The following is a 19,497-nucleotide window of genomic DNA, read 5'->3' on the forward strand; positions in this document are numbered from 1 at the left end:
TCTCACGCGCCGGAACGCATGGCGTCCCCTTCCCGCGCCGTCTTGCCACGCTCGGCGCGGTCGTGCTCGACCGCGCAGACCTCGCGCTACTCGGCGCAGCCTCTCCCCCACGAACGACTTGCAAGGGCTCGCGCTCGCCCCGCAGCTACGCCTCCTCGGGCTCGACGTCGACCACCTGTTCAGTCCAAGTCAGGATGAAGTGGCATCACATGCTTATGCAAAAGGCGAAGCAGGCAGAACCTAATAATGCGCTCCATCCCGTAGAACGTAGGAGCATTCCCAACGATCTTGTCCAATTCTTTATTACCCGTGATCGGAGATCCCCAGCGCAACTCATCACGCCCCTCGGGGCGCATCCAATAATCTAGCGGGATACCTTCGTGAACGTACCTGCTTCGGAGATCGTAAGCAGATCTGAGCCGCTTCTCTATATCGTCGGCGCGGAGCCTAACGTGTTCGATCGGCGTAAGTCCGCTGCATTCGGTCTTGTCAAAAAACTTAGGGCTCAGTAGACCCAAAAGGTTCCGTACAAAATGGCGCTTCACCTGGTATAGCCGGCCCTTTATCGCGCGCACATCTGATTCCCCAATTCCAGCTTGATGCAACCGAGCGAATAGCTTCTTTAGCTGATCGTCGTAGATCTCGTCCTGGGGCAACTCCTGATATTTCGATATAATCTCGCCGGCCATCATTAAATCTACAAAGGCAGCGCCATGGTCATGTTCGTATGTGCGCAAAGCCCTGGCATAGAACTTGGCGGCAGTACCGGCGAGCGTGCTCAATCTTGACGATGGCGCGGCGTCAGTAAGCAAGCCAAGAATCCCACCGCACCGCGACAAATTTAAATCAATTTCGAGATCTGGTCTTGGCAAATCATTGTACGGGTAATGGTCATAATACCCAGTCAGCGACATCGACAGATGCGGTATATGATAAAGACCACTGCTTTCAATCATTCCGCAGCTATTGAACTGCTTTCCAAAAAACACGGCCAGAAGATCCACGATTTCGCCAAGCAGAGGCGTATAATCCGGTATCGCTGTCCTCCTCCCGCCGGCAAAACTCTCCTCCGCCGGGGCCTTGAATGCCACAATATAGTAGTGCTTGCTCGCCGCGCTCTTTTGGCCGAATCGAATGTTCATGCCCACATAGTCTGTTGGCCACGCGTGCGCTATCAAGAATTGCTCGTCCTCGTACTGGCCAAGAAATCTTGCAGGAGTACAGATCATTCCCTTGTGAATGTCACGGGGGAGCGAAGCAGAGAGCTTTGCAACCACAGGATTCGTCATGATGGGTCTCATGGCGAAGATACATGTTGCGCATTCGTGCAGCAAGGGGAATTCATTCGCACCGCAGCTGCGCCTCCTCGGCAGCGTCGCGCGCGGTCGTGCTCGACGGCGCAGCCCTCGCGCCGCTCGGCGCACGCAAGCCCCCGCGGGCGCTTCTGGCTTGTAGCCGTGGGGCTTGGGCCACAAGCGTCTTGTGAGCACAAGACCACAAGCCCCTCGTGAGCCACGCGGAGCGCTTCCCCTTGACGCGCGCCCCCTCGCTCCGCTCGGCGCAGCCCTCGCGGCGTTCGGCGCGGTCGTGCTCGACGGCCCAGCCCTCGACGCTGGCATGGTCCACAGGGCGCTCAGCGTGGTCGTCCTTGTCGGCGCAGCTTTCGCGACGCTTGGCGCGGCCCTCGGGCAGAGACGAAGGGAATCTCTACAGGGCGTCGAGGGCCTTTTGGGCTTGGTCCACCAATGACTGCGGTACAGGACCCTTTTCCGAGCCCAAAATCGCCATACACATGGACTGTGATGACGCAATAAGGGACGCCGTATTATCTTTGGGCTTAACCCCGTCGCTCGTTGTGGTCTTGTCGAACATTTCCTTGGTCGGGAAGCAAATCACTCCCACTTTGCTCTTGTCGGGCATTTGGAATGTTGGCACCGAAGCGCCCGCCTTACATTCCCCGGAGCCGCCCAGGGCCACCCGCATACGGTCGCAAATCTTCATGTCCGGGTTGATAACGCAGTCCTTGACAAGGACGTTCATCAAAAGTCCGTCAACGTGCCCGGCTACCGTAACCTCCTCCCCCTTATTCAATGCGGCAGCGGCCTTTGCTTCGCTGTCCTTCACGAAGCACTGAACCTCGGGAATCTCCAGCATCGCGCCCGTTCCGACGGTGACGTAGATGCTGTCGGTAATGTCCTTCTTCACGTCCCCGACCTTGCCCCGGATCTGGACGATCTTGTCCTTGAATTTCCCATCAGCACGCACCTCGTTATTCTTGTACTCATCGAGGATGTCTTTGGCCGAGACCATTACCGATGGACGTTCCTTGAAGTCCCGAGCAGCCGCCGTTGGGGCTGTCGCGGCCGATGTGGAGTTGGTTGCCGCGCCACTCTCCGACGAAGGCGACGACTTGTTCCCGAGGTTGCAGCACGCGGCAAGGGAGAGGGTGAGCATCAGGAGCGAGGTCTGTCTCATGGTGGCTAGCATACGGGACGAATGTAAGGCGCGTCCACCTTCCGGCTGGACGGCTGCTTCGCGACGTAGGGTCCCCCGCTCGGCGCGCGCGCCCATCGGCCGACTCGCAGCTAGGACGGTGCCCCGGCTCGCATGCGAGTCGCGCTGCCATCTTTGGCCTCACGCGTGACAGCCTCACGCGTGAGAGCGTCGAACATCTGCGCGCGTGAGGGGCCGCCGGGGATGCTTGGACTAGGTGGTCCGCTTGGCGCGCACTGTGTCCCGCTCCGTCAGTGTGTCGTGGCACAGTGGACCGTTCAGCACACCCAGCACACCGCGGCGCGCCGAGACTTACCGTAAGCGGCGCTCGGCGCGGTCGTGCTCGACGGCGCAGCCCTCGCGCGCCGCTCGGCGCACGCAAGCTCCCCGCGGTCGCTTCTGGCTTGTAACCGTGAGGCTTGGGCCACAAGCCTCTTGTGGCCACAAGCCTCTTGTGGCCACAAGCCCACAAGCCCCTCGTGAGCCACGCGGAACGCTTCCCCTTGACGGGCGCCCCCTCGCGCCGCTCGGGGCAGCCCTCGGGGCGCTCGGCGCGGTCGTGCTCGACGGCGCACTAATTACATGCCCCTTGACGGCGCAGCCCTCGGGGCGCTCGGCGCGGTCGTGTTCGACGGCGTAGCCCTCGGGGCGCTTGTCAAGGGGGACGTGCGTGGAGGGCTCGCGTTTCTTGTCACGTTGTCTCGGGGGGGCTTGTCTCGCGAGACACACGGACCCGAGACATGCGTGACAACACAAAGGGGCAGCCCTCGCGGCGGTAGGTGCGGTCGTGCTCGACGGCGCGGCCCTGGGATGCTCGGCGCGGTCGTGCTCGATGGCGCAGCCCTCGCGCGCTCTCGCGCTCGGCGCGATCGTGCTCGGCGGCGCAGCCCCCGCGGCGCTTTCGACGCTCGGCGCGGTCGTGCTCGATGGCGCAGCTCTCGCGCGCTCTCGCGCTCGGCGCGATCGTGCTCGACGGCGCAGCCCCCGCGGCGCTCTCGATGCTAGGCGCGATCATGCTCGACGGCGCAGCCCTCGCAGCCCTCGCGGCGCTCGGCGCGGTCATGCTCGACGGCGCGGCCCTCGCGCGCTCTCGCGCTCGGCGCGGTCGTGCTCGACGGCGCAGCCCTCGCGGCGCTCGGCGCGATCATGCTCGACGGCGCGGCCCTCACGGCGCTCTCGACGCTCGGCGCGGTCGTGCTCGACGGCGCGGCCCTCGCGGCGCTCTCGACGCTCGGCGCAGCCCTCACGGCGATCGGTGCGTCGTGCTCGACGGCGCAGCCCTCGCGGCGCTCGGCGCGACGCTGGGAAGCTCGGCGCGGTCGTGCTCGACGACGCAGCCTTCGCGGCGCTCTCGACGCTCGGCGCAGCCCTCACGGCGAGCGGTGCGTCGTGCTCGACGGCGCAGCCCTCGCGGCGATCGGCGCGACGCTGGGAAGCTCGGCGCGGTCGTGCTAGACGACGCAGCCTTCGCGGCGCTCTCGACGCTCGGCGCGCAGCCCTCACGGCGATCGGTGCGTCGTGCTCGACGGCGCAGCCCTCGCGGCGCTCGGCGCGACGCTGGGAAGCTCGGCGCGGTCGTGCTCGACGGCGCGGTCCTCGTGACGCTCTCGACGCTCGGCGCAGCCCTCGCGGCGATCGGTGCGTCGTGCTCGACGGCGCAGCCCTCGCGGCGCTCGGCGCAGCGCATTTTACCTATCTTACGTAGCGCGGTAATCCACGTGGATTACCTGCACGCTCTGCCTCACGATTGGCGAACGATTCCGCTCGTTTGATCGCGTTCGGGGCGCAGACACAACGGCAGGCGCTAGGATTTCGGTCCCGCACGTCGATCCTTCGGTTAAACCGAGCGTTCCGACGTGCTCGACGGCGCAGCGCTCCGCAAAGCTCGGCGCGGTCGTCCGCGCGTACAGATCGCAGGGCGCTTGTCAACGGGAGGGCGGCAGTCAAGGCGCGGAAGGTGGGCGCTTACGTGTGTTGTGTGATCCGTGGTCCGTGTGATCCGATCACACGACTACACGATCACACAACACACGCGGCGCGACGCTCGGCGCGTCGGATCGCCCCTTGCGCTCGGCGCGGTCGTGCTCGACGGCGCGGCCCTTCGCGGCGCTCGGCGCGGCCCTGGTAAGCTCGGCCCGTCGTGCTCGACGGCGCAGCCCTCGCGGCGCTCGGCGCGGCCCTGGTAAGCTCGGCCCGTCGTGCTCGACGGCGCGGCCCTCGCGGCGATCGGTGCGGCCCTGGAAAGCTCGGCGCGTCGCTCGACGGCGCGGAAAACGGGGGACGGCGCAACGCTCGGCGCGAGTTATTACAGCCCCACCGGAGCGAGTTATTACAAGTAAGAACCCGTGCGCATCACGCGGCCCGGCGCAGTCCTCGGGACGCTCGGCGCGACGCTTCGGCGCGCGGCGCAGCCCTCGCGGCGCTCGGCGTGGCGCGTGCCCGACGGCGCAGCCCCCGGGGCGCGTGGCGTTCGGCGCAGCCCTCGCGACAGTTCGTGCCATGGCACGAAATCGAACCTGGCACGAACTCCCGCCGCTCGACGCTCGGCGCAGCCCTCGCGCCGCTTGGCGCGCGCTCGGCGCGGCGCGTGCTCGACGGCGCAGCCCTCGGGGCGCTCTCGACGCGCGGCGCGGCCCTCGGGGTGCTCGGCGCGGTCGTGCTCGACGGGCGCAGCCCTCGCGGCGCTTGGGTTCGTCCGATGCGAAGATCCACCCTTCCCGCCGTTTGTCCGTTCGTGTACCGTCGCCCGCCGTGGCTCGCCCGTCCGCATTCGCTCTCGTCGCTCTCTTGTCGATCGCCGCGCCCGTCGCAGCGGCGGACCCGCCGACACCTACGCCCGCGGAGCCGCAAGCGCCCACCAAACCGGGCGCACCGGGCACGACGCCCATTGAAATGCATGACACTGCCGATATTCACGACATGACCGTGCAAAAGAAACCGAGCCCCCAGGATGAGGCTCGTTTCAAGGCACTTGTGGCAGAGGGCGACCGGGCGAGGCTGTCCTTTCGAGTAGCGGACGCGGTAATCGCCTATGCTGATGCACTCAGAATTCGCGAGGATCCTCTCGTGTCGGGCCGCCTGGGCATGTGCATCGCAATGGCGAATGCGCCGGAACTCGATTTTCGCGCCGCCCATGAACTCTACAGGGCCGTGAGCAATGCCGCGGGCGTCAATGACGCCGAGCGCGCCCTATTCTGGGACACCTACAAGCGGCTAAGGCGCCGGGTGTGCAGGGTAGACGTGACAGCGAACAATATCGATGCCCTGATCTACAAGGGCGACAACCGGCGAGCGACGCGGGGCAGCTTCTTCTGGACATTCGTAAACCAAGGCATTCACAAATGGCACGCCACATTGGGCGGCCATGCTGACATAGAAAAGACTGTCGAATGTCTGGGTTCGGAAGACGTGTTTGTGCGATTCGACTTCGTCCCATTGCCCCCGCCCCCGCCCCCGCCTCCAACTTCTAAAGAAACGACAAAAACGGTCATCGTTCGGGAGTCGGCTCCTCCTGCTCCTGCGAGGGCTGCGCCGAGCGTGCAGGAGCCGGCCCAACCTTCTGGCAGTCGCCTTGCGTTCGGCATCGGTCCTGTAATGGTTCTTGGTGCCGCGCCATCTCCATCGCTAGGAGTCTCCGCTATGGCCCAATATCGGCGGAGCGGATACTCTGTATTAGGAATGGCGAGGGGTGCGTGGTCCCTTGGTGGCGTAGAGAATCTTCCGGTCGATGTATTCTCCGCATCGGCGTTCGCCGGACCGTGTGTGCAATGGCGATGGCTGGACGGCTGCGCTCTCGCTGGAGCAACCCTTTTTGAGCGTCGAGTCGATCCCAATCTGGATTATCGTGCCGATACGGTTCGCCAAGCGATCCCGGCGTTCGGTCTGGGCATGGGAGCGACGTACGCCATCAACACCGCTCTTTCTGCACGTATTTTCGCTGACGCAACTGCATTGACACGCGATATGGTGATCGACGTTGCATCCGACACTGGGGCCATGGTTACCGTGTGGCAGACGCAACGGTTTCTTTTCTCGCTCTCCGCATCGCTCGTATTCGGACGCTAGAAGTCATCCCATCAAAGGCGACAGTCATGATTGCATGGAAACTCAGAGCCGACATTTTGATGGCAATCGTCGCAACTGGATTAGGCATCGGCGCAACGCTCGGCGCGAACGGCTGCACGACTGAACCATGGCATGCGACCGTATATTGCTTGCCCGACGCAAGCCCTGATGCGGCCTATTGCTCCCCCGACGGCGGCAGTGGCATCGAGCCGCTTTCGTGTGAATCGCGCGGGGGCCAATGCATACCCATGGGAACCTCCGACTTTCGCGAAAAGGCGGTCCTGGTATGGATGGGGGCCGAGGATGAGGCGCCCGATTGCCCCGAGCGAGCCGACGGTGATTTCTACACTGGCTATGGCGATCTATCCGTAGACTTTCAATGCCAGCCCTGCGCGTGTGGGCCTGCGGCATGCAGTCTGCCAAATGCAATCAACGTGGATTCCGCTAGCTTCTGCCAAGGTGGCAACGTGACGAGCTACCAGGCTCCCATGCAGTGGGATGGCACTTGCGCTTCCCCGGCTGTGCTTCCCGCCGGCTCCTTCGCGTCAATCATGCTGACAGAGCCTTTCGTCTCGCCATGCGAGCCCATTGGGGACCCGATGCCAGGGGCGCCGTCCTTCGCGCCGCAACCTGTTTCATTCGCAAACGGAATTTATTGGGGCACGTTCGCAAAGGCGTGTCAGGGCACGGTCGATGGCGAATGCGAGAACTCTAGCGAAACTTGCTTGCCTAGCGACGAGCCCCCGCCTCCGGGCTTTCGTCATTGTGTGCAGTACACACTACCCGTGAACGAGAACAATCTGCCGCAATGCCCCAGCGTGTTCCCCGATCGATTCGTGTTCTACCGTGGAACCGAAGGTCAGGTCGAGTGTTCGCCTTGCACGTGCGGCGAACCTGTTGGTGCGAAGTGCAACGCGAAGCTTTCCGCGTTTCAGGATCCAGCCTGCGGAAGCGTGCCGCCGTCGTTGTTTGAAAACGTGCCAGCGGCCGCTATCTGCATCGATTTCTCTGCATCACCCCTCACGCTCGGCGCGATGGAGGCGGATTGGATTAGCAATGAACCTGGGACGTGCGAGCCAAGCGGCGGCGAATTGATCGGCGAAGTGAAAGGCACGGACCCGCGCGTGTTCTGCTGCCAGACACCTCCCCCACCTCAGAACGAGTAATAAGGAGTTACGACGATGAGAAGCATATACGCCGTGATGACCACCGGCGCGCTTACCATGTCCGTTGCCCTTGGGGGCTGCACGGGCGCCGACCCTAACCAGGGTGACTCTGCCGACGATTTATGTAACCTCAAGCGCGAGGCTTGCGTGAATAAGTGCTATGAGGCGGATATGGGCTTGGGCTGCACGACTTGTTGCAGGACCAGTTACTTGTCGTGCAAGGTCGGTGGAAACTACAATTTCCAAGGTTGCCCCGACAAGTCGGGCGAATAGTGAGAGGCCATTGGTGCGCATGAACCCCACAATGCACACGGCTCGCCTGGTAATCATAACGGTTCTCGCGTTGACCTCCGCAAGCTGTCGTCGCCGCGAGAGGAACCTCGGTCCTTGGGATGGCGGTGTACCCACGCTCCGAGAGGAGTGCATCGTGCCAGGGGACAAGTGTGACCGCGATTGCTATGATCGGAAGGCAAGCCCCGCATGCAGCGCGTGCTGTGGCGATCAGGACGTTCTCTGCAATACGCAACAGCCCTATTCGTTCGAGTCCTGCAAGGGCACCGAATAGGCTTCCCATGAGCGCGAGCGCGCCGAGCGTCGAGAGCGCCCCGAGGGTTGCGCCGTGCGCCTCGCAATCGCGCCGAGCGTCGAGAGCGCCCCGAGGGCTGCGCCCGCCGAGCACGACCGCGCCGAGCACCCCGAGGCTGCGCCCGTCGAGCACGACCGCGCCGAGCGCCCCGAGGGCTGCGCCCGTCGAGCACGACCGCGCCGAGCGCCCCGAGGGCTGCGCCCGTCGAGCACGACCGCGCCGAGCGCCCCGAGGGCTGCGCCGTGTGCCTCGCAATCGCCCCGAGCGTCGAGAGCGCCCCGAGGGCTGCGCCGTCGAGCACGACCGCGCCGAGCGCCCCGAGGGCTGCGCCCGTCGAGCACGACCGCGCCGAGCGCGCGCCGAGCGTCGAGAGCACCCCGAGGGCTGCGCCGAGCGCCCCGCAAGGCTTCCGCCCGTGACCGGAGGGACCATGCAAATCTTGTTTAAGATCGCGCCGTTAGTCCTCGCCCTAGCATCAGAAACGGTACACAAACAGATTTCGCTTGCCGCTTCCGCTTCCGCTTCCGCTGCCGCTGCCGCTTCCGATTCCGCGCGCGCGGAGGTCGGCTTGGAAGGGGCGCGAAGAGGGTCCGCGCGCGCGGAGGTCGGCTTGGAAGGGGCGCGGAGACGGGGCGGCGTGCACCGGGAGCGGCTTGGAAGGGGCGCAACGCGAGGTCGGCACGCGCGGAGGTCCGCTTGGAAGGGGCGCAACGCGAGGTCGGCGCGCGCGGAGGTCCGCTTGGAAGGGGCGCAACGCGAGGTCGGCGCGCGCGGAGGTCCGCTTGGAAGGGGCGCAACGCGAGGTCGGCGCGCGCGGAGGTCCGCTTGGAAGGGGCGCAACGTGAAGTCTGCGTGCGCGGAGGTCCGCTTGGAAGGGGCGCAACGTGAAGTCTGCGTGCGCGGCAGCGGCAGCGGAAGCGGCAGCAGGAGCTGGCCTGGCCGCTGCTGGTCTCGGCCTGTGCCATGCTGGCCGAAATGGCGAGCCGAAGCCGGCGTCAGCACGCGCTCGGACGGAGCCCGGGCCGGCCGGGGTTGCCTGCAGCAACACCAAGAAAGGCCATTCAATGACTGCCAATGCCCAACGCAATCTCCAGCTCGCCCAGCAGCTCCTGGACTGGAACCGCCGCAACCTGCGCCATGACGTGGCGCTGACCCCGGCGCTGATCGCCGAGCGCTTTGCGCCGCGGTTCACGGTGTTCGCCAACGGGCGCTCCTATGCGGCCGACCATGGCAATGACCAGCGCTTTCTCGAAGGCTTCAAGGCCACGATCGCCAGCATCGATTACCGGATCCACGAGACCGGGGCCGACGATGCCGGCGTGGTGCTGGCCATGCGCGCCACGGTGCGGCGCGTCCATGGCGCCACCGACCTCTTCGACGCCATGCTGCTGCTGCGCTTCGACGAGGCCGGGCAGGTGGCGCTGTGGCACGAGGTCGATGTCAGATCCGAATCAGAGGTGGTGGGCGCGGCGGTCTGAGAGAAAGGCCTCGGGCGCAGCGGCCTGCACAAGCCCTGAACCACCTTTCTCCCAAACGGTTCGCTGACGCGTTGTTGACGCGTCAGCGAACGGCCCAGCCGTCGGGCGTCTGCGTCAGGAACCGGCATGAGCCCCTTCTTCGCCGGACCGTTCTTCGCGTCTCTCGGCTGCACTTCCGTACGATTCACGCCGCCATGCTGACGCTGAGGGAAGGAATGCGCGTGTCGGCATGAGAAATGCTCACGAAGGACGAGCCCACGGAGCTCCGCCTTGCTCGTGACGTCGGGTCGCGAAGCAGGAGGGCCTGTGCTCGCGCTGCGAACCCACGCTCTCTCCCCGCGGCGGCGGGGTGAGCACAATCCTTTGGAGATAACGATCATCATGCATTCGAACGATACCAAGGCTGTCAGCGTCTCCTCGCGCACGACCCCCCCTGCGGTGCTCGCGGCCGCGACCGTCCTCGCAGCGAGCGTCGCCGTCCTGGCGACGGGCTGCGGCGTCGCCTCTTCGCCCGAGGAACAGGTGGACGACACCTTCGTCTCCTTCGAGGAGTTCGAAGCCACGGTCTACCGCGAGCCCGACACGGGCATCTACATCGTAGACGGCGATACGCCGATCGAGGATCGCGCGCGTCTCCAGGTGTTCTACGAGCAGCACGTGCAAGCTGGAGCGCTTGTCGTGAACCGCGTCGGCGCATCCGACGACCGGTGGAGCGACGCCCAGAAGAGCAGCCTCACCTACTGTGTGAGCACGACATTCGGCAGCAATTACAACACTGTGACGCAGGCCATGCGCCAGGCAGCCTGGGCATGGCAGGCCGTCGCCAACGTGCGCCTCATCCACCGCAGCGATCAGGACGGCGCCTGCAGCGCGTCGAATACCAACGTGGTGTTCGACGTGCGCCCCACCAGCGGCCAGCTCTACCTCGCCCGCGCCTTCTTTCCGAGCACCACCCGAGCGAACCGCAACATCCTCATCGACGCGAGTTCATTCGGAAACACCAGCCCGTATACCCTCGCCGGCATCCTCCGCCACGAGCTCGGACACACCCTCGGCTTCCGCCACGAGCACACCCGGCCGGAGGCGGGCAAGTGCTTGGAGGACAATGCCTGGCGCGCGCTCACGACGTACGACCCCACTTCGGTCATGCATTATCCTCAGTGCAACGGCCAGAACAGCGGAGACCTCGTCCTCACCGATCGAGACAAGAGCGGGGCGGCGGCGCTGTACGGGAGCAAGCCGGCGCCCACGGACGCGCAGATCTCTTGCGTATTCGATTGGGCGGAAATCCAGTATCCAACCCTCTTTTCTCCGCCCGCTCCGGGTGTCCTGCTCTTCTCGGCCCCGTACACCTATCGCCCCTATCCGGGGACCCAGAGCCATCTGGGCGCCGCGTGGTCCAGCGGAAACTCCATCGACAAGCACATCTACTACATGGGGCCGAGTGGCACCATCGAGGATCAAGGCCCCGTCGGCTACTGGATGGAGCAAGCGTCTTGCCCCTGAACGTGTAGGTCCGTCGCAGTGGCACCGCCTTGCCGAGCGGGGCGAGAGCCCCGCCGTGCCTCGCACCAGGCGGGTCGTGCAGCGCTGCCGGGAGCGGGAGCGGCAGCGGCAAGCGACGATGAGGCAGTGTGCCGCTTTTGAGGAAGGGCGGCAGGTCGTGCGCCAGATGGACCGTGTGCAGCCCCAGCCGGGCGGCAGGCCTCCGCCCCAAGCTTGTGGAGCTTCGGGGGGGGATGGTTCGTGCTTTCCGCGTCGTGGAAATAACCCCGCGGCAGAATCGGAAGCGGAAGCGGCGGAGGCGGGGGGCGGACGGGATCGTTTCGATACACCCCTGGATCTCAGGGTGTCCTTGCGGTACTGGTACCTTGGGTGACCATGATGCAAGGCTTCCTCAGAGGTAGGATCGGCCGCCTGCTCGGTATCCTCCTTCTCCTCACCGCAATCGTCGGCGGCGTCGGATCTCGGTACGTCCGCAGTGTATCCAATGAGCTTTCGGCGCTCGCCTCCCAGAATCTACAGGCATCCGTCCATCTCTCCGGCGCCGAGCGTAGCTTGTGGGAGCTGCGCTTCGCGCTCCCCAATTACGTGCTCGGGGACATCGCCACGCGCGAAGAGATCGCCGCGGCGAGCGCCAAGCGGATCAGGCAGACCGAGGAGCACCTCGCGGCCTACGCAGCGCTCGAGCTCTCCGACGAGGAACGAAACCTCCTCGACGCATGGGATCGTGCATTCTCCGCTTATGTCCGCGCGCGACCGCACTATTTCGAGCTCGTCGACGCGGGCAAGATCGATGAGGCCAAGGCCTACCGTGCACGAGAGACGAACCCACCGGCGGCGCAAGCGGTCCTCACGCTCTCAAAGCTCATCGAGGCCCAGCAAGCGCTGGCCCAGGAGCGGGAAGCGCGCGCCCGTACAGCCGCAACCACGGCGATTTGGGGCATGCTCGCCCTTGTCCTCATCGCGCTCGGCACGGGCTTCCTCCTGAGCCGCGCACTCACGCGGGAAATCGCCGCTTTGCTGCGCAGCCTGCAACGCTCGTCGATCGATCTGGAGGCGACCGCCGCGACGCTTTTGAAGGGCGCGAGCGAGCTTTCCTCCGCAGCCACCGAGGTCAGCACCACACTCCAAACGCTGCTCACGGCGTCCAAGCAAATCGCCGAATCGACGCGGGGCGTCGCCGCTATCGCGACGGAGACCGGCGCGAGTGCACGCAGCGGCGACGAGGTGGTCAAGCGCGCCCAGGAGGACCTCGAGATCATGCGCGCGAGGGTCGACGAAATCGTCAAGCGCATGGGCAATCTCGGCCAGAGCTCGGAGCAAATCGGCGGGATCGTCGATATCATCAACGAGCTGAGCGAACAAACCAATATCCTCTCGATCAACGCCGCCATCGAGGCCGTCAACGCAGGCGAGGTGGGGCTGCGCTTCGGTACGGTCGCCCAAGAGATCCGCGGGCTGGCAAGCCGCGTGAGCAGCTCGGTTCGCGGCATTCGAGAATTGACGGACGCTGTTCGCGACGCGGCCGCCCATACGACGAAAGCAACCGACGATGGCACAAGGGCCGTCGCCGCAATCGTCCACGAATTCGGCAATGTCCTCGCGTCGTTCGAGCGCATCCACGGGCAGGTCCGCGCCACGACGACAGCGACGCGCGAAATCGAGACAAGCACGAAGCACCAGACAACAGCCGTGGCGCAGGTCAATGCCTCCATGACGGAGCTCGCGCGGGCCGCAAAGGATACCGAAAAGAGCTCACAGGAGATGTCGCAGACCTGCGCAGAGCTGCGCGAAGTCGCGCGCCGCCTCGCTGAATTGACCGGCGCAACGCAAGATGCGCCTGCTCGGCCGGCAGCGCAGCCTTGAACGGGCGGTAGGCGCGGCGGAAGCGGAAGCGGGAGCGGCAGCGGAAGCGGAGGCGGAAGCGGGGGTCCCGGCGCTTGGGTCGATGCGCTTACGGCCTGTATTCGAAGGCTCCGACGTCGTACGGGCCGACCTTGCGGGGCAGCCTGTCGAAGTCGGTGGTGAGGCCCAGGCTGGACACGTCGGTCCCGGCGTCGACCGCGCTCGACGTCGAGAGGAGGTGATAGTCATCCTTGCCCGCGTTCACGAAGTGGCTCTCGAGGCTGCCCGTGGTGACGTTGCTCGACGCCTTCCAATCGACGCTGGCGTTGAGCAGGTGGATGGCCTCGGACGCGCGCAGGAGCAGGTTGTTGTGGCAGAGGTTCCCCTGGCTGTGCGAGTGGTACATGTAGATGCCGTGCGGGCCGTCGTTGACGATCGTGTTGTTGAGAATGCGGAACGGCCCGTTCTTCGCGCCCGCGTCATTGTCCTGGATCACCAGGCCCACGTCCGTCGCGGTGATGATGACGTTGTTGGAGACGTCGATGTTGCCCGGGCCCGCGATGAACAGGCCAGCATAAGCGTCGGTGCCGCGGACGAAGTTGCGGTACACCCGGCCCGACGTCCCGGGGTTGATGTCGAGGGCGCCCGAGTTGTAGGGGCTGTCGCCGGTGGCCCCGGCAATCACGACGTTGTCGTAGACCTCGGTGTCGTAATCGACCGTGCCGTCGTTGTCCGACCACGCGCTGCCGACCTGGATGCCGTCGGCGCCGGTGCTCTCCACCCGGTTCGCGTACACCCGAACCCCGTGCAGCTCGGGCTCGAACTTGCAGTCGTTCTCGCACACGATGGTGCCATTGCCGGCGTTGACGCCGCACTGGGCATTGCCGTTCTCGACCAGCTCCAGAGCGCCCCAATGCGAGCCGCCGATGTAGAACCCTTCGCCTCCGGTATCGTGCACGTTGTTATGGTGGAGGAAGGTGTTCTCTTGCACGAAGGACGCGCGGTGCCACTTGCAGCTCACGTTGGTGCGGGCCGCGATTCCCGCGTACGCGGCGCTCTTGACCTCGACGAAGGCGACCTCGATGTCGGACGACCCGTCGGTGATCTCGAGGCCGTTCGCGCCCTGGTTGCCCGAGGTGGCAATGGTGATCCCATACGGCTCCGCCGCGGCTCCGACGCCCACGATGCGCACGTAGCGTGACTCGAGCACGCCCAGGGCCGCATTGGCGTGGCTGTGCGCGAAGTCGACCCGACCGCCGCAATTCACGAGGGTGACGGGCGCCTCCGGGCTGCCCTCGAAGCCGCGGATGTTCAGCGTGTCGTAGGCGCCGGCCTGGAGGCAGACCTTCGAGCCTGGCTTGATGTCGAGGAGCTTCTCGTAGTCGGGGGTGCCGTCGCCGTTCGCGTCGTAAAAGTGCTTGGGGGTCGCGTAGAAGCCGCTCGAGGTCGTGAGGATGAAGTCGCACGTGCCGCCGTCGGCCACGAGCTTGCACGCCGTCGGCTCCGGGCCCGTCGTGGCCATGTGGAAGCTCGCCTGGGTCGGCGTGACCTGCCAGTTGCCGGCAGCGTCGCGCCCGATGATCTTCAGCGTGCGCTTGCCGGCCGCGACGGATGGGATCGAGATCGGCGCCGCCACCGGCTGCTCGTCGCTGAAGGCGCCGTCGTCGATGGCGTAACGGTAGTGGGTGACGTCGTCGCCGGCGACGCCGGCCGAGAGCGGCACCGCGTCGACATACCAGTACGCCGGCGGGGCCGAAGCGAAGATCGCGGTTGGCGCCTCGTGATCGTCCGATGTTCCTCCGTTTCCTCCGCTGCCGTTTCCTCCGCTGCCGTTTCCTCCGCCGCCGTTTCCGGAACCTCCGTCTCCACCTCCGCTCGTTGCATCAGGGTTCGGAGCGCCGTCGCACCCGACCCCGATGAGCAGTGCCAAACCGATGCTCCACAAAAGGTGTATACGCATTCGAATCCTCATCTTTTCACTCGTCTCCCGCCGCGGACACGAGCGTACGCCAAGACGTCGCACGATGGGACCTGGCACGAGGCGTCGGCAGGATTGCGTAAATGGATTTTATAAACCGTATCGTCGAGCAAGCGTGGTGCCCCGCGACGGATTCACGGAATTTTCGAGTAACGTCGCGGTCTACGCCAACCATGAGAAGGTCGTAGCGGAAGCGGAAGCGGAAGCGGCAGCGGAAGCGGAAGCGGAAGCGGAATCTGCTTGTGGCCTTGGCCAGGCGCTCGCTCCGCGATGTCCAGGCGGCCGCACCATCGCGTTGCCTTCGACGGCCGGTACGAGCGATCATGGTCGAGCATGATTCCCTCCAAGTCGGGCACGGCGCTCGTGCACCGCCAGCCGATCCCCTCCGCGTTGAAGCACCCGCTTGAGGCCCATCGAGGAGCGGCGCCCCTCTTGGTCGTGAAGACCCACCTCAGCACCACCGACCCCGACGAGTTGCTCCCCACCTACGCCCGCCTCTACCCGGGCGCGACGCTCCGGCCCCTGTCAGGGACCGCCTTCCGGTGTGATTTCGGGGCCACCACGGCCGGGCCCGTGTCGTTCGTGGCGGGGAACTGGGACCTCGGCGGCCGCGTCGAGGCGGCCGCCCTCGGCGATCGGTACGCGCTGGTGTTCGGAGGGGAAGGCAGCAGCGGCGACGCGGAGGTGGAGATCCGGAGCCGGCGCCTCTCGATCACGCCTGGAACGCGGGCCCTGCTCCTCGTTCCCGGGCGGCCGGGGAACATCAGGCTGCCCGTGGGTTCGAAGGGCCGGACCCTCACCATCGAGCAAGCCGCCCTCGAGGCGCACTTCGCCATGCTCACGGGCCACGCGAGCCGCGGCGCGATCCCGTTCGACCCCGATCTGGATCTCACCACGGGCGGCGGCGCGACGCTCCACGGGATCGTGCGGCTGCTCCGGGAGGAGATCGAGCGCCCCGCGGTCTCGCCGTTCGTCCGGCCGCACCTCTTCGACGTGCTCCTCACCGCGCTCGTGACCATTCCTCGCCACGACGGCCTGCGCCTGCTCGAGCTCCCGCCCCCGCGCGTCGCCCCCGCGGTCGTGCGCCGGGCCGAGGAGTACATCGCGGCGCACGCCGGCGAGGCGATCCGGCTCTCGGACATCGTCGCCGCGACGGGCGCGCCGGCCCGCTCGCTCCAGGCGGCGTTCCGCGCGTCGCGAGGCATGACGCCGATGGAGTTCCTGAAGATTCGGCGGCTCGAGCAGGCGCGCCAGATGCTCCTCGCCCCGCAGCCCGGGACGACCGCGGCGGGCGTCGCCGCCGCGATGGGCTTCCGCAGCGCGGGGCGGTTCAGCGTCGAGTACAGGAAGCACTTCCGCGAGAGCCCCTCCGAGACGCTCGCGCGCGGCCGCGCCTCCGTCGCGCGCTGATCAAAAAACGCAAGGCTGGTCAACAAACGCAACGATCTCGCCCTGGCTCCGGGACGGCTATCGCGGAAATGACGCCTGGGTGTAGATTGCCGTCCATGACACACGCGTCCTCCTTGCCGGGACGGAGGTCGTGGCTCCGCCGCGCCTCCGCCGCCGCCGTGTTGCTCTTGCTTGCCGCGTCTTGCGGCCCCGCCGCCCTCCCCGAAGGCCAGCCTGCGCCGGCCGAGCCTTCCCCGACGCAAGCTTCGCCGCCGTCGTCGAGCGCCGCGATGCCGAGGGACCTGCGCGCGGCGTACATCGCCGCGGTGCAGGCGAAGGCGCCTGCGGCGTATGCCGCGAGGACGGTTCGTCCGGGGAGCATCGTTGCCGCAAACGAGGCCGCGCGGTTCGTAACGACGATGGACCACGCCGGGGCGGTCCTCACGTCGGAGGTCGAGCCGTGGTCGGTCTCGGTGCGGACCGCGGGGCTCGGCTGCGAGGGGGCGGTGGCGCCGGTGTCGGACGCGGAGCCCGTGGCGGAGGGGAACCGGGTTTCGTACCGGCACGAAGGACTCTCGGCGTGGTACCTGAACGGGCCGCTGGGGCTCGAGCAAGGGTTCGTCGTCGACGAGGCGCCCGGGTGCGCGGGGACGAAGGTGGTGACGCTCGAGGTCGGCGGCGAGCTTCGCGCGGAGCTCGAGGACGCGGACGGCGACGGGCGCGGAGAGGTGGTTCGGCTCGTCGATGCCGAGGGCCGGGTCGCGCTCACGTATGCGGATCTGTTCGTCAAGGATGCCAAAGGGAAGGAGCTGCCTGCGTGGCTCTCGGTGTCGGCAGGGCAGATCGCCGTTCACGTGGATGACGCGGGGGCAGCGTATCCCGTGGAGATCGATCCGCTCGTCGCCATCCAGCGAGCGAAGCTCCTGGCGAGCGACGGGATCGAGGGCGACCGCTTTGGCTACTCCGTTGCGCTGTCGGGGGACACGGCGATCGTGAGCGCGTACTATGACGATGACAAGGGGGGCGACTCCGGCTCGGCGTACGTGTTCGTGCGCAGCGGCGGCGCCTGGACCCAGCAGGCGAAGCTCGTGGCAAGCGACGGCGCGTTTGGCGACGGTTTCGGCCATTCGGTCTCGCTGTCCGGGGACGCGGTGCTCATCGGTGCGCCCCGGCACGCAAGTCACCGGGGTGCGGCGTACCTGTTCGAGCGCAGCGGCGGCGTATGGACCGAGGTGATGAAGCTCGCGCCGGGCGACCTCGCGGTGGGGGATAATTTCGGCAGCTCCGTCGCGCTGGAGGGGGACACGGCGCTCGTCGGGGCGCAATACGATGACGACCAAGGGATCGACTCGGGTTCGGCCTACGCGTTCGATCTCGCCACCGCGACCCATACGAAGATCCTGGCGAGCGACGGGGAGGCAGGCGACAACTTCGGCGCTTCGGTCGCGCTGTCCGGAATCACGGCGCTCATCGGGGCGGACCGGGATGGCGACTCCGGTTTGAATGCTGGCTCGACCTACGTGTTCCTGCGCAATGGCTCCTTGTGGATCCAGAATACGAAGCTCCTGGCGAGCGACGGTGCAGCAAGCGCCTACTTCGGGAGCTCGGTCGCGCTGTCCGGAGACACGGCGCTCGTCGGGGCAAGCCGAGCTTTTCATAACGGGCTGCAGTCAGGCGCAGCGTACGTGTTCGTGCGCGATGGCTCCTCATGGTCCCAGCAGGCGAAGCTCGCGGCGAATGACGGCGACCCGGGTGACTTTTTTGGCAGTTCGGTCGCGCTGTCGGGAGACACAGCGCTCGTCGGGGCCCCCGGCTACAACGCCCCGGGCCTACTGCTCTCCGGCGCGGCGTACGTGTTCGTGCGTAATGGCGGCGCCTGGACCCAGGATACGAAGCTCTTGGCAAGCGACGGCGGCTTCGACTTCGACCGGTTCGGCATTTCGGTCGCGCTGTCCGGAGACACGGCGCTCATCGGGGCGGATGGCGATACTGTGGAGTTCATCCCCGGCTGGGCCTATGTGTTCGCACTCCTGCTGAGCAACGGCGAACCGTGCTCGCTTGCATCCGAGTGCGGCAGCGGGTTCTGCGTGGACGGCGTCTGCTGCGACAGCGCTTGCGGCGACGGCGTCGCCGATTGTCAAGCGTGCAGCATGGCGGCCGGAGCCGCGGTGAACGGGACTTGCGGTCTCCTCGCGGCCGATACGGTGTGCCGAGCCCAGGCGGGTGACTGCGATGCGGCCGAGGTATGCGACGGCATGAGCGCCGCTTGTCCCGGTGACATGCCGGCGGCACAAGGGACCGAATGCCGCGCATCGGCAGGCGCATGCGACGCCGCGGAGGTATGCGACGGCGTGGCGAACGACTGCCCCGCGGACGCGAAGGCTGCGCAAGGGGCCGAATGCCGCGCCTCGGCGGGCGCGTGCGACGTGGCGGAGGCTTGCGACGGCGTGGGCGACGCCTGCCCCGACGACGCCATGGCGGCCCCGGGGACCGAGTGCCAGCCAGCCACGGGCGAATGTGATCTCGCCGCGAGCTGCGATGGTGCCTCGCCGAGCTGCCCGACGAACCCGAACAAGCCCGACGGCACGGCCTGCACCGGCGGCACGTGCCTCGCGGGCGCATGCATGGACACGGGAGCGGGAGGAAGCGGCGGCGGTGGCACCGGCGGCGGTGGCACCGGCGGCGGCGGTGGCACCGGCGGCGGTGGCACCGGCGGCGGCGGTGGGGCCGGCGGCGGTGGCACGGGCGGCGGCGGTGGGGCCGGCGGTGGTGGCACCGGCGGCAACAGCGCGGACGGGTCCCTCATCGTGGGCGGCGGGTGCGGCTGCGTCGCGGCCGGCACGACCGAACGCGAGGGAGCGGCCACGTGGGCTGCGCTCGGGTTGCTCGGAATGGTCTTCACGCGGCGCCGCCGCCGGAGCAGACCCGCCGCCCCGCGCACGACGATCCAGATCTGTTGTCTCAGGTGGTGGTGAATACCCTCCAGGGCGCTTA

Annotated in this window: 14 protein-coding genes; 11 read left to right on the plus strand and 3 right to left on the minus strand. The window is 66.5% G+C overall.

Translation table 11 applies throughout. The annotated features are described in order from the left end of the window. Window positions 1–179 precede the first annotated feature (179 nt). Together POL67_RS28635 and POL67_RS28640 are read right to left on the minus strand one after the other, a co-directional pair. Window positions 180–1,289, minus strand: a complete 1,110-nt coding sequence (locus POL67_RS28635; protein WP_271922717.1) for a HEPN domain-containing protein — start codon at window positions 1,287–1,289, stop codon at window positions 180–182. Between the two features lie 418 nt (window positions 1,290–1,707). After that, window positions 1,708–2,475 carry an OB-fold protein gene (locus tag POL67_RS28640; RefSeq protein WP_271922719.1) on the minus strand — a complete coding sequence of 256 codons (768 nt, stop codon included), beginning with the start codon at window positions 2,473–2,475 and terminating at the stop codon, window positions 1,708–1,710. A 1,125-nt stretch (window positions 2,476–3,600) separates the two neighbouring features. On the opposite strand from POL67_RS28640, the gene POL67_RS28645 reads away from it, so the two are divergent. From POL67_RS28645 to POL67_RS54550, 9 genes are all read left to right on the plus strand, one after another. Beyond that, complete coding sequence (locus POL67_RS28645; protein WP_271922721.1) at window positions 3,601–3,948, plus strand: hypothetical protein; 348 nt, start codon at window positions 3,601–3,603, stop codon at window positions 3,946–3,948. Continuing rightward, the gene (locus POL67_RS28650; protein WP_271922723.1) at window positions 3,942–4,265 is read left to right on the plus strand and encodes a hypothetical protein; all 324 of its coding nucleotides are present in this window, start codon (window positions 3,942–3,944) and stop codon (window positions 4,263–4,265) included. The genes POL67_RS28645 and POL67_RS28650 overlap by 7 nt, the downstream gene beginning before the upstream one ends. Window positions 4,266–4,487: 222 nt before the next feature. After that, window positions 4,488–4,679 (plus strand): hypothetical protein, encoded by a 192-nt coding sequence (locus POL67_RS28655; protein ID WP_271922725.1) that lies wholly within the window; start codon window positions 4,488–4,490, stop codon window positions 4,677–4,679. A 12-nt stretch (window positions 4,680–4,691) separates the two neighbouring features. Further along, window positions 4,692–4,832, plus strand: a complete 141-nt coding sequence (locus POL67_RS28660; RefSeq protein ID WP_271922728.1) for a hypothetical protein — start codon at window positions 4,692–4,694, stop codon at window positions 4,830–4,832. Window positions 4,833–5,280: 448 nt separating this feature from the next. Then, window positions 5,281–6,558 (plus strand): hypothetical protein, encoded by a 1,278-nt coding sequence (locus POL67_RS28665; RefSeq protein ID WP_271922730.1) that lies wholly within the window; start codon window positions 5,281–5,283, stop codon window positions 6,556–6,558. Window positions 6,559–7,343: 785 nt separating this feature from the next. Next, entirely contained in the window at window positions 7,344–7,724 is a 381-nt protein-coding gene (locus POL67_RS28670) for a hypothetical protein (protein WP_271922733.1), read from the plus strand. A gap of 1,650 nt (window positions 7,725–9,374) precedes the next feature. Continuing rightward, entirely contained in the window at window positions 9,375–9,788 is a 414-nt protein-coding gene (locus POL67_RS28675; protein WP_271922735.1) for a hypothetical protein, read from the plus strand. 381 nt (window positions 9,789–10,169) lie between these two features. Further along, the gene (locus POL67_RS28680; RefSeq protein ID WP_271922737.1) at window positions 10,170–11,294 is read left to right on the plus strand and encodes a M57 family metalloprotease; all 1,125 of its coding nucleotides are present in this window, start codon (window positions 10,170–10,172) and stop codon (window positions 11,292–11,294) included. Between the two features lie 378 nt (window positions 11,295–11,672). After that, complete coding sequence (locus POL67_RS54550) at window positions 11,673–13,157, plus strand: HAMP domain-containing methyl-accepting chemotaxis protein (protein WP_506333374.1); 1,485 nt, start codon at window positions 11,673–11,675, stop codon at window positions 13,155–13,157. Between the two features lie 88 nt (window positions 13,158–13,245). On the opposite strand, the gene POL67_RS28690 is transcribed toward POL67_RS54550, so the two are convergent. Next, entirely contained in the window at window positions 13,246–15,096 is a 1,851-nt protein-coding gene (locus tag POL67_RS28690; protein WP_271922741.1) for a right-handed parallel beta-helix repeat-containing protein, read from the minus strand. Between the two features lie 351 nt (window positions 15,097–15,447). Here POL67_RS28690 and POL67_RS28695 point away from each other — a divergent pair, with 351 nt between their 5' ends. Then, window positions 15,448–16,524 carry an AraC family transcriptional regulator gene (locus tag POL67_RS28695; RefSeq protein ID WP_271922743.1) on the plus strand — a complete coding sequence of 359 codons (1,077 nt, stop codon included), beginning with the start codon at window positions 15,448–15,450 and terminating at the stop codon, window positions 16,522–16,524. 95 nt (window positions 16,525–16,619) lie between these two features. Next, window positions 16,620–19,478 carry a hypothetical protein gene (locus POL67_RS28700; protein WP_271922745.1) on the plus strand — a complete coding sequence of 953 codons (2,859 nt, stop codon included), beginning with the start codon at window positions 16,620–16,622 and terminating at the stop codon, window positions 19,476–19,478. Window positions 19,479–19,497 lie beyond the last annotated feature (19 nt).

Source organism: Polyangium mundeleinium (genome assembly GCF_028369105.1).
In the GTDB taxonomy this organism is placed as follows: Bacteria; Myxococcota_A; Polyangia; order Polyangiales; family Polyangiaceae; genus Polyangium; species Polyangium mundeleinium.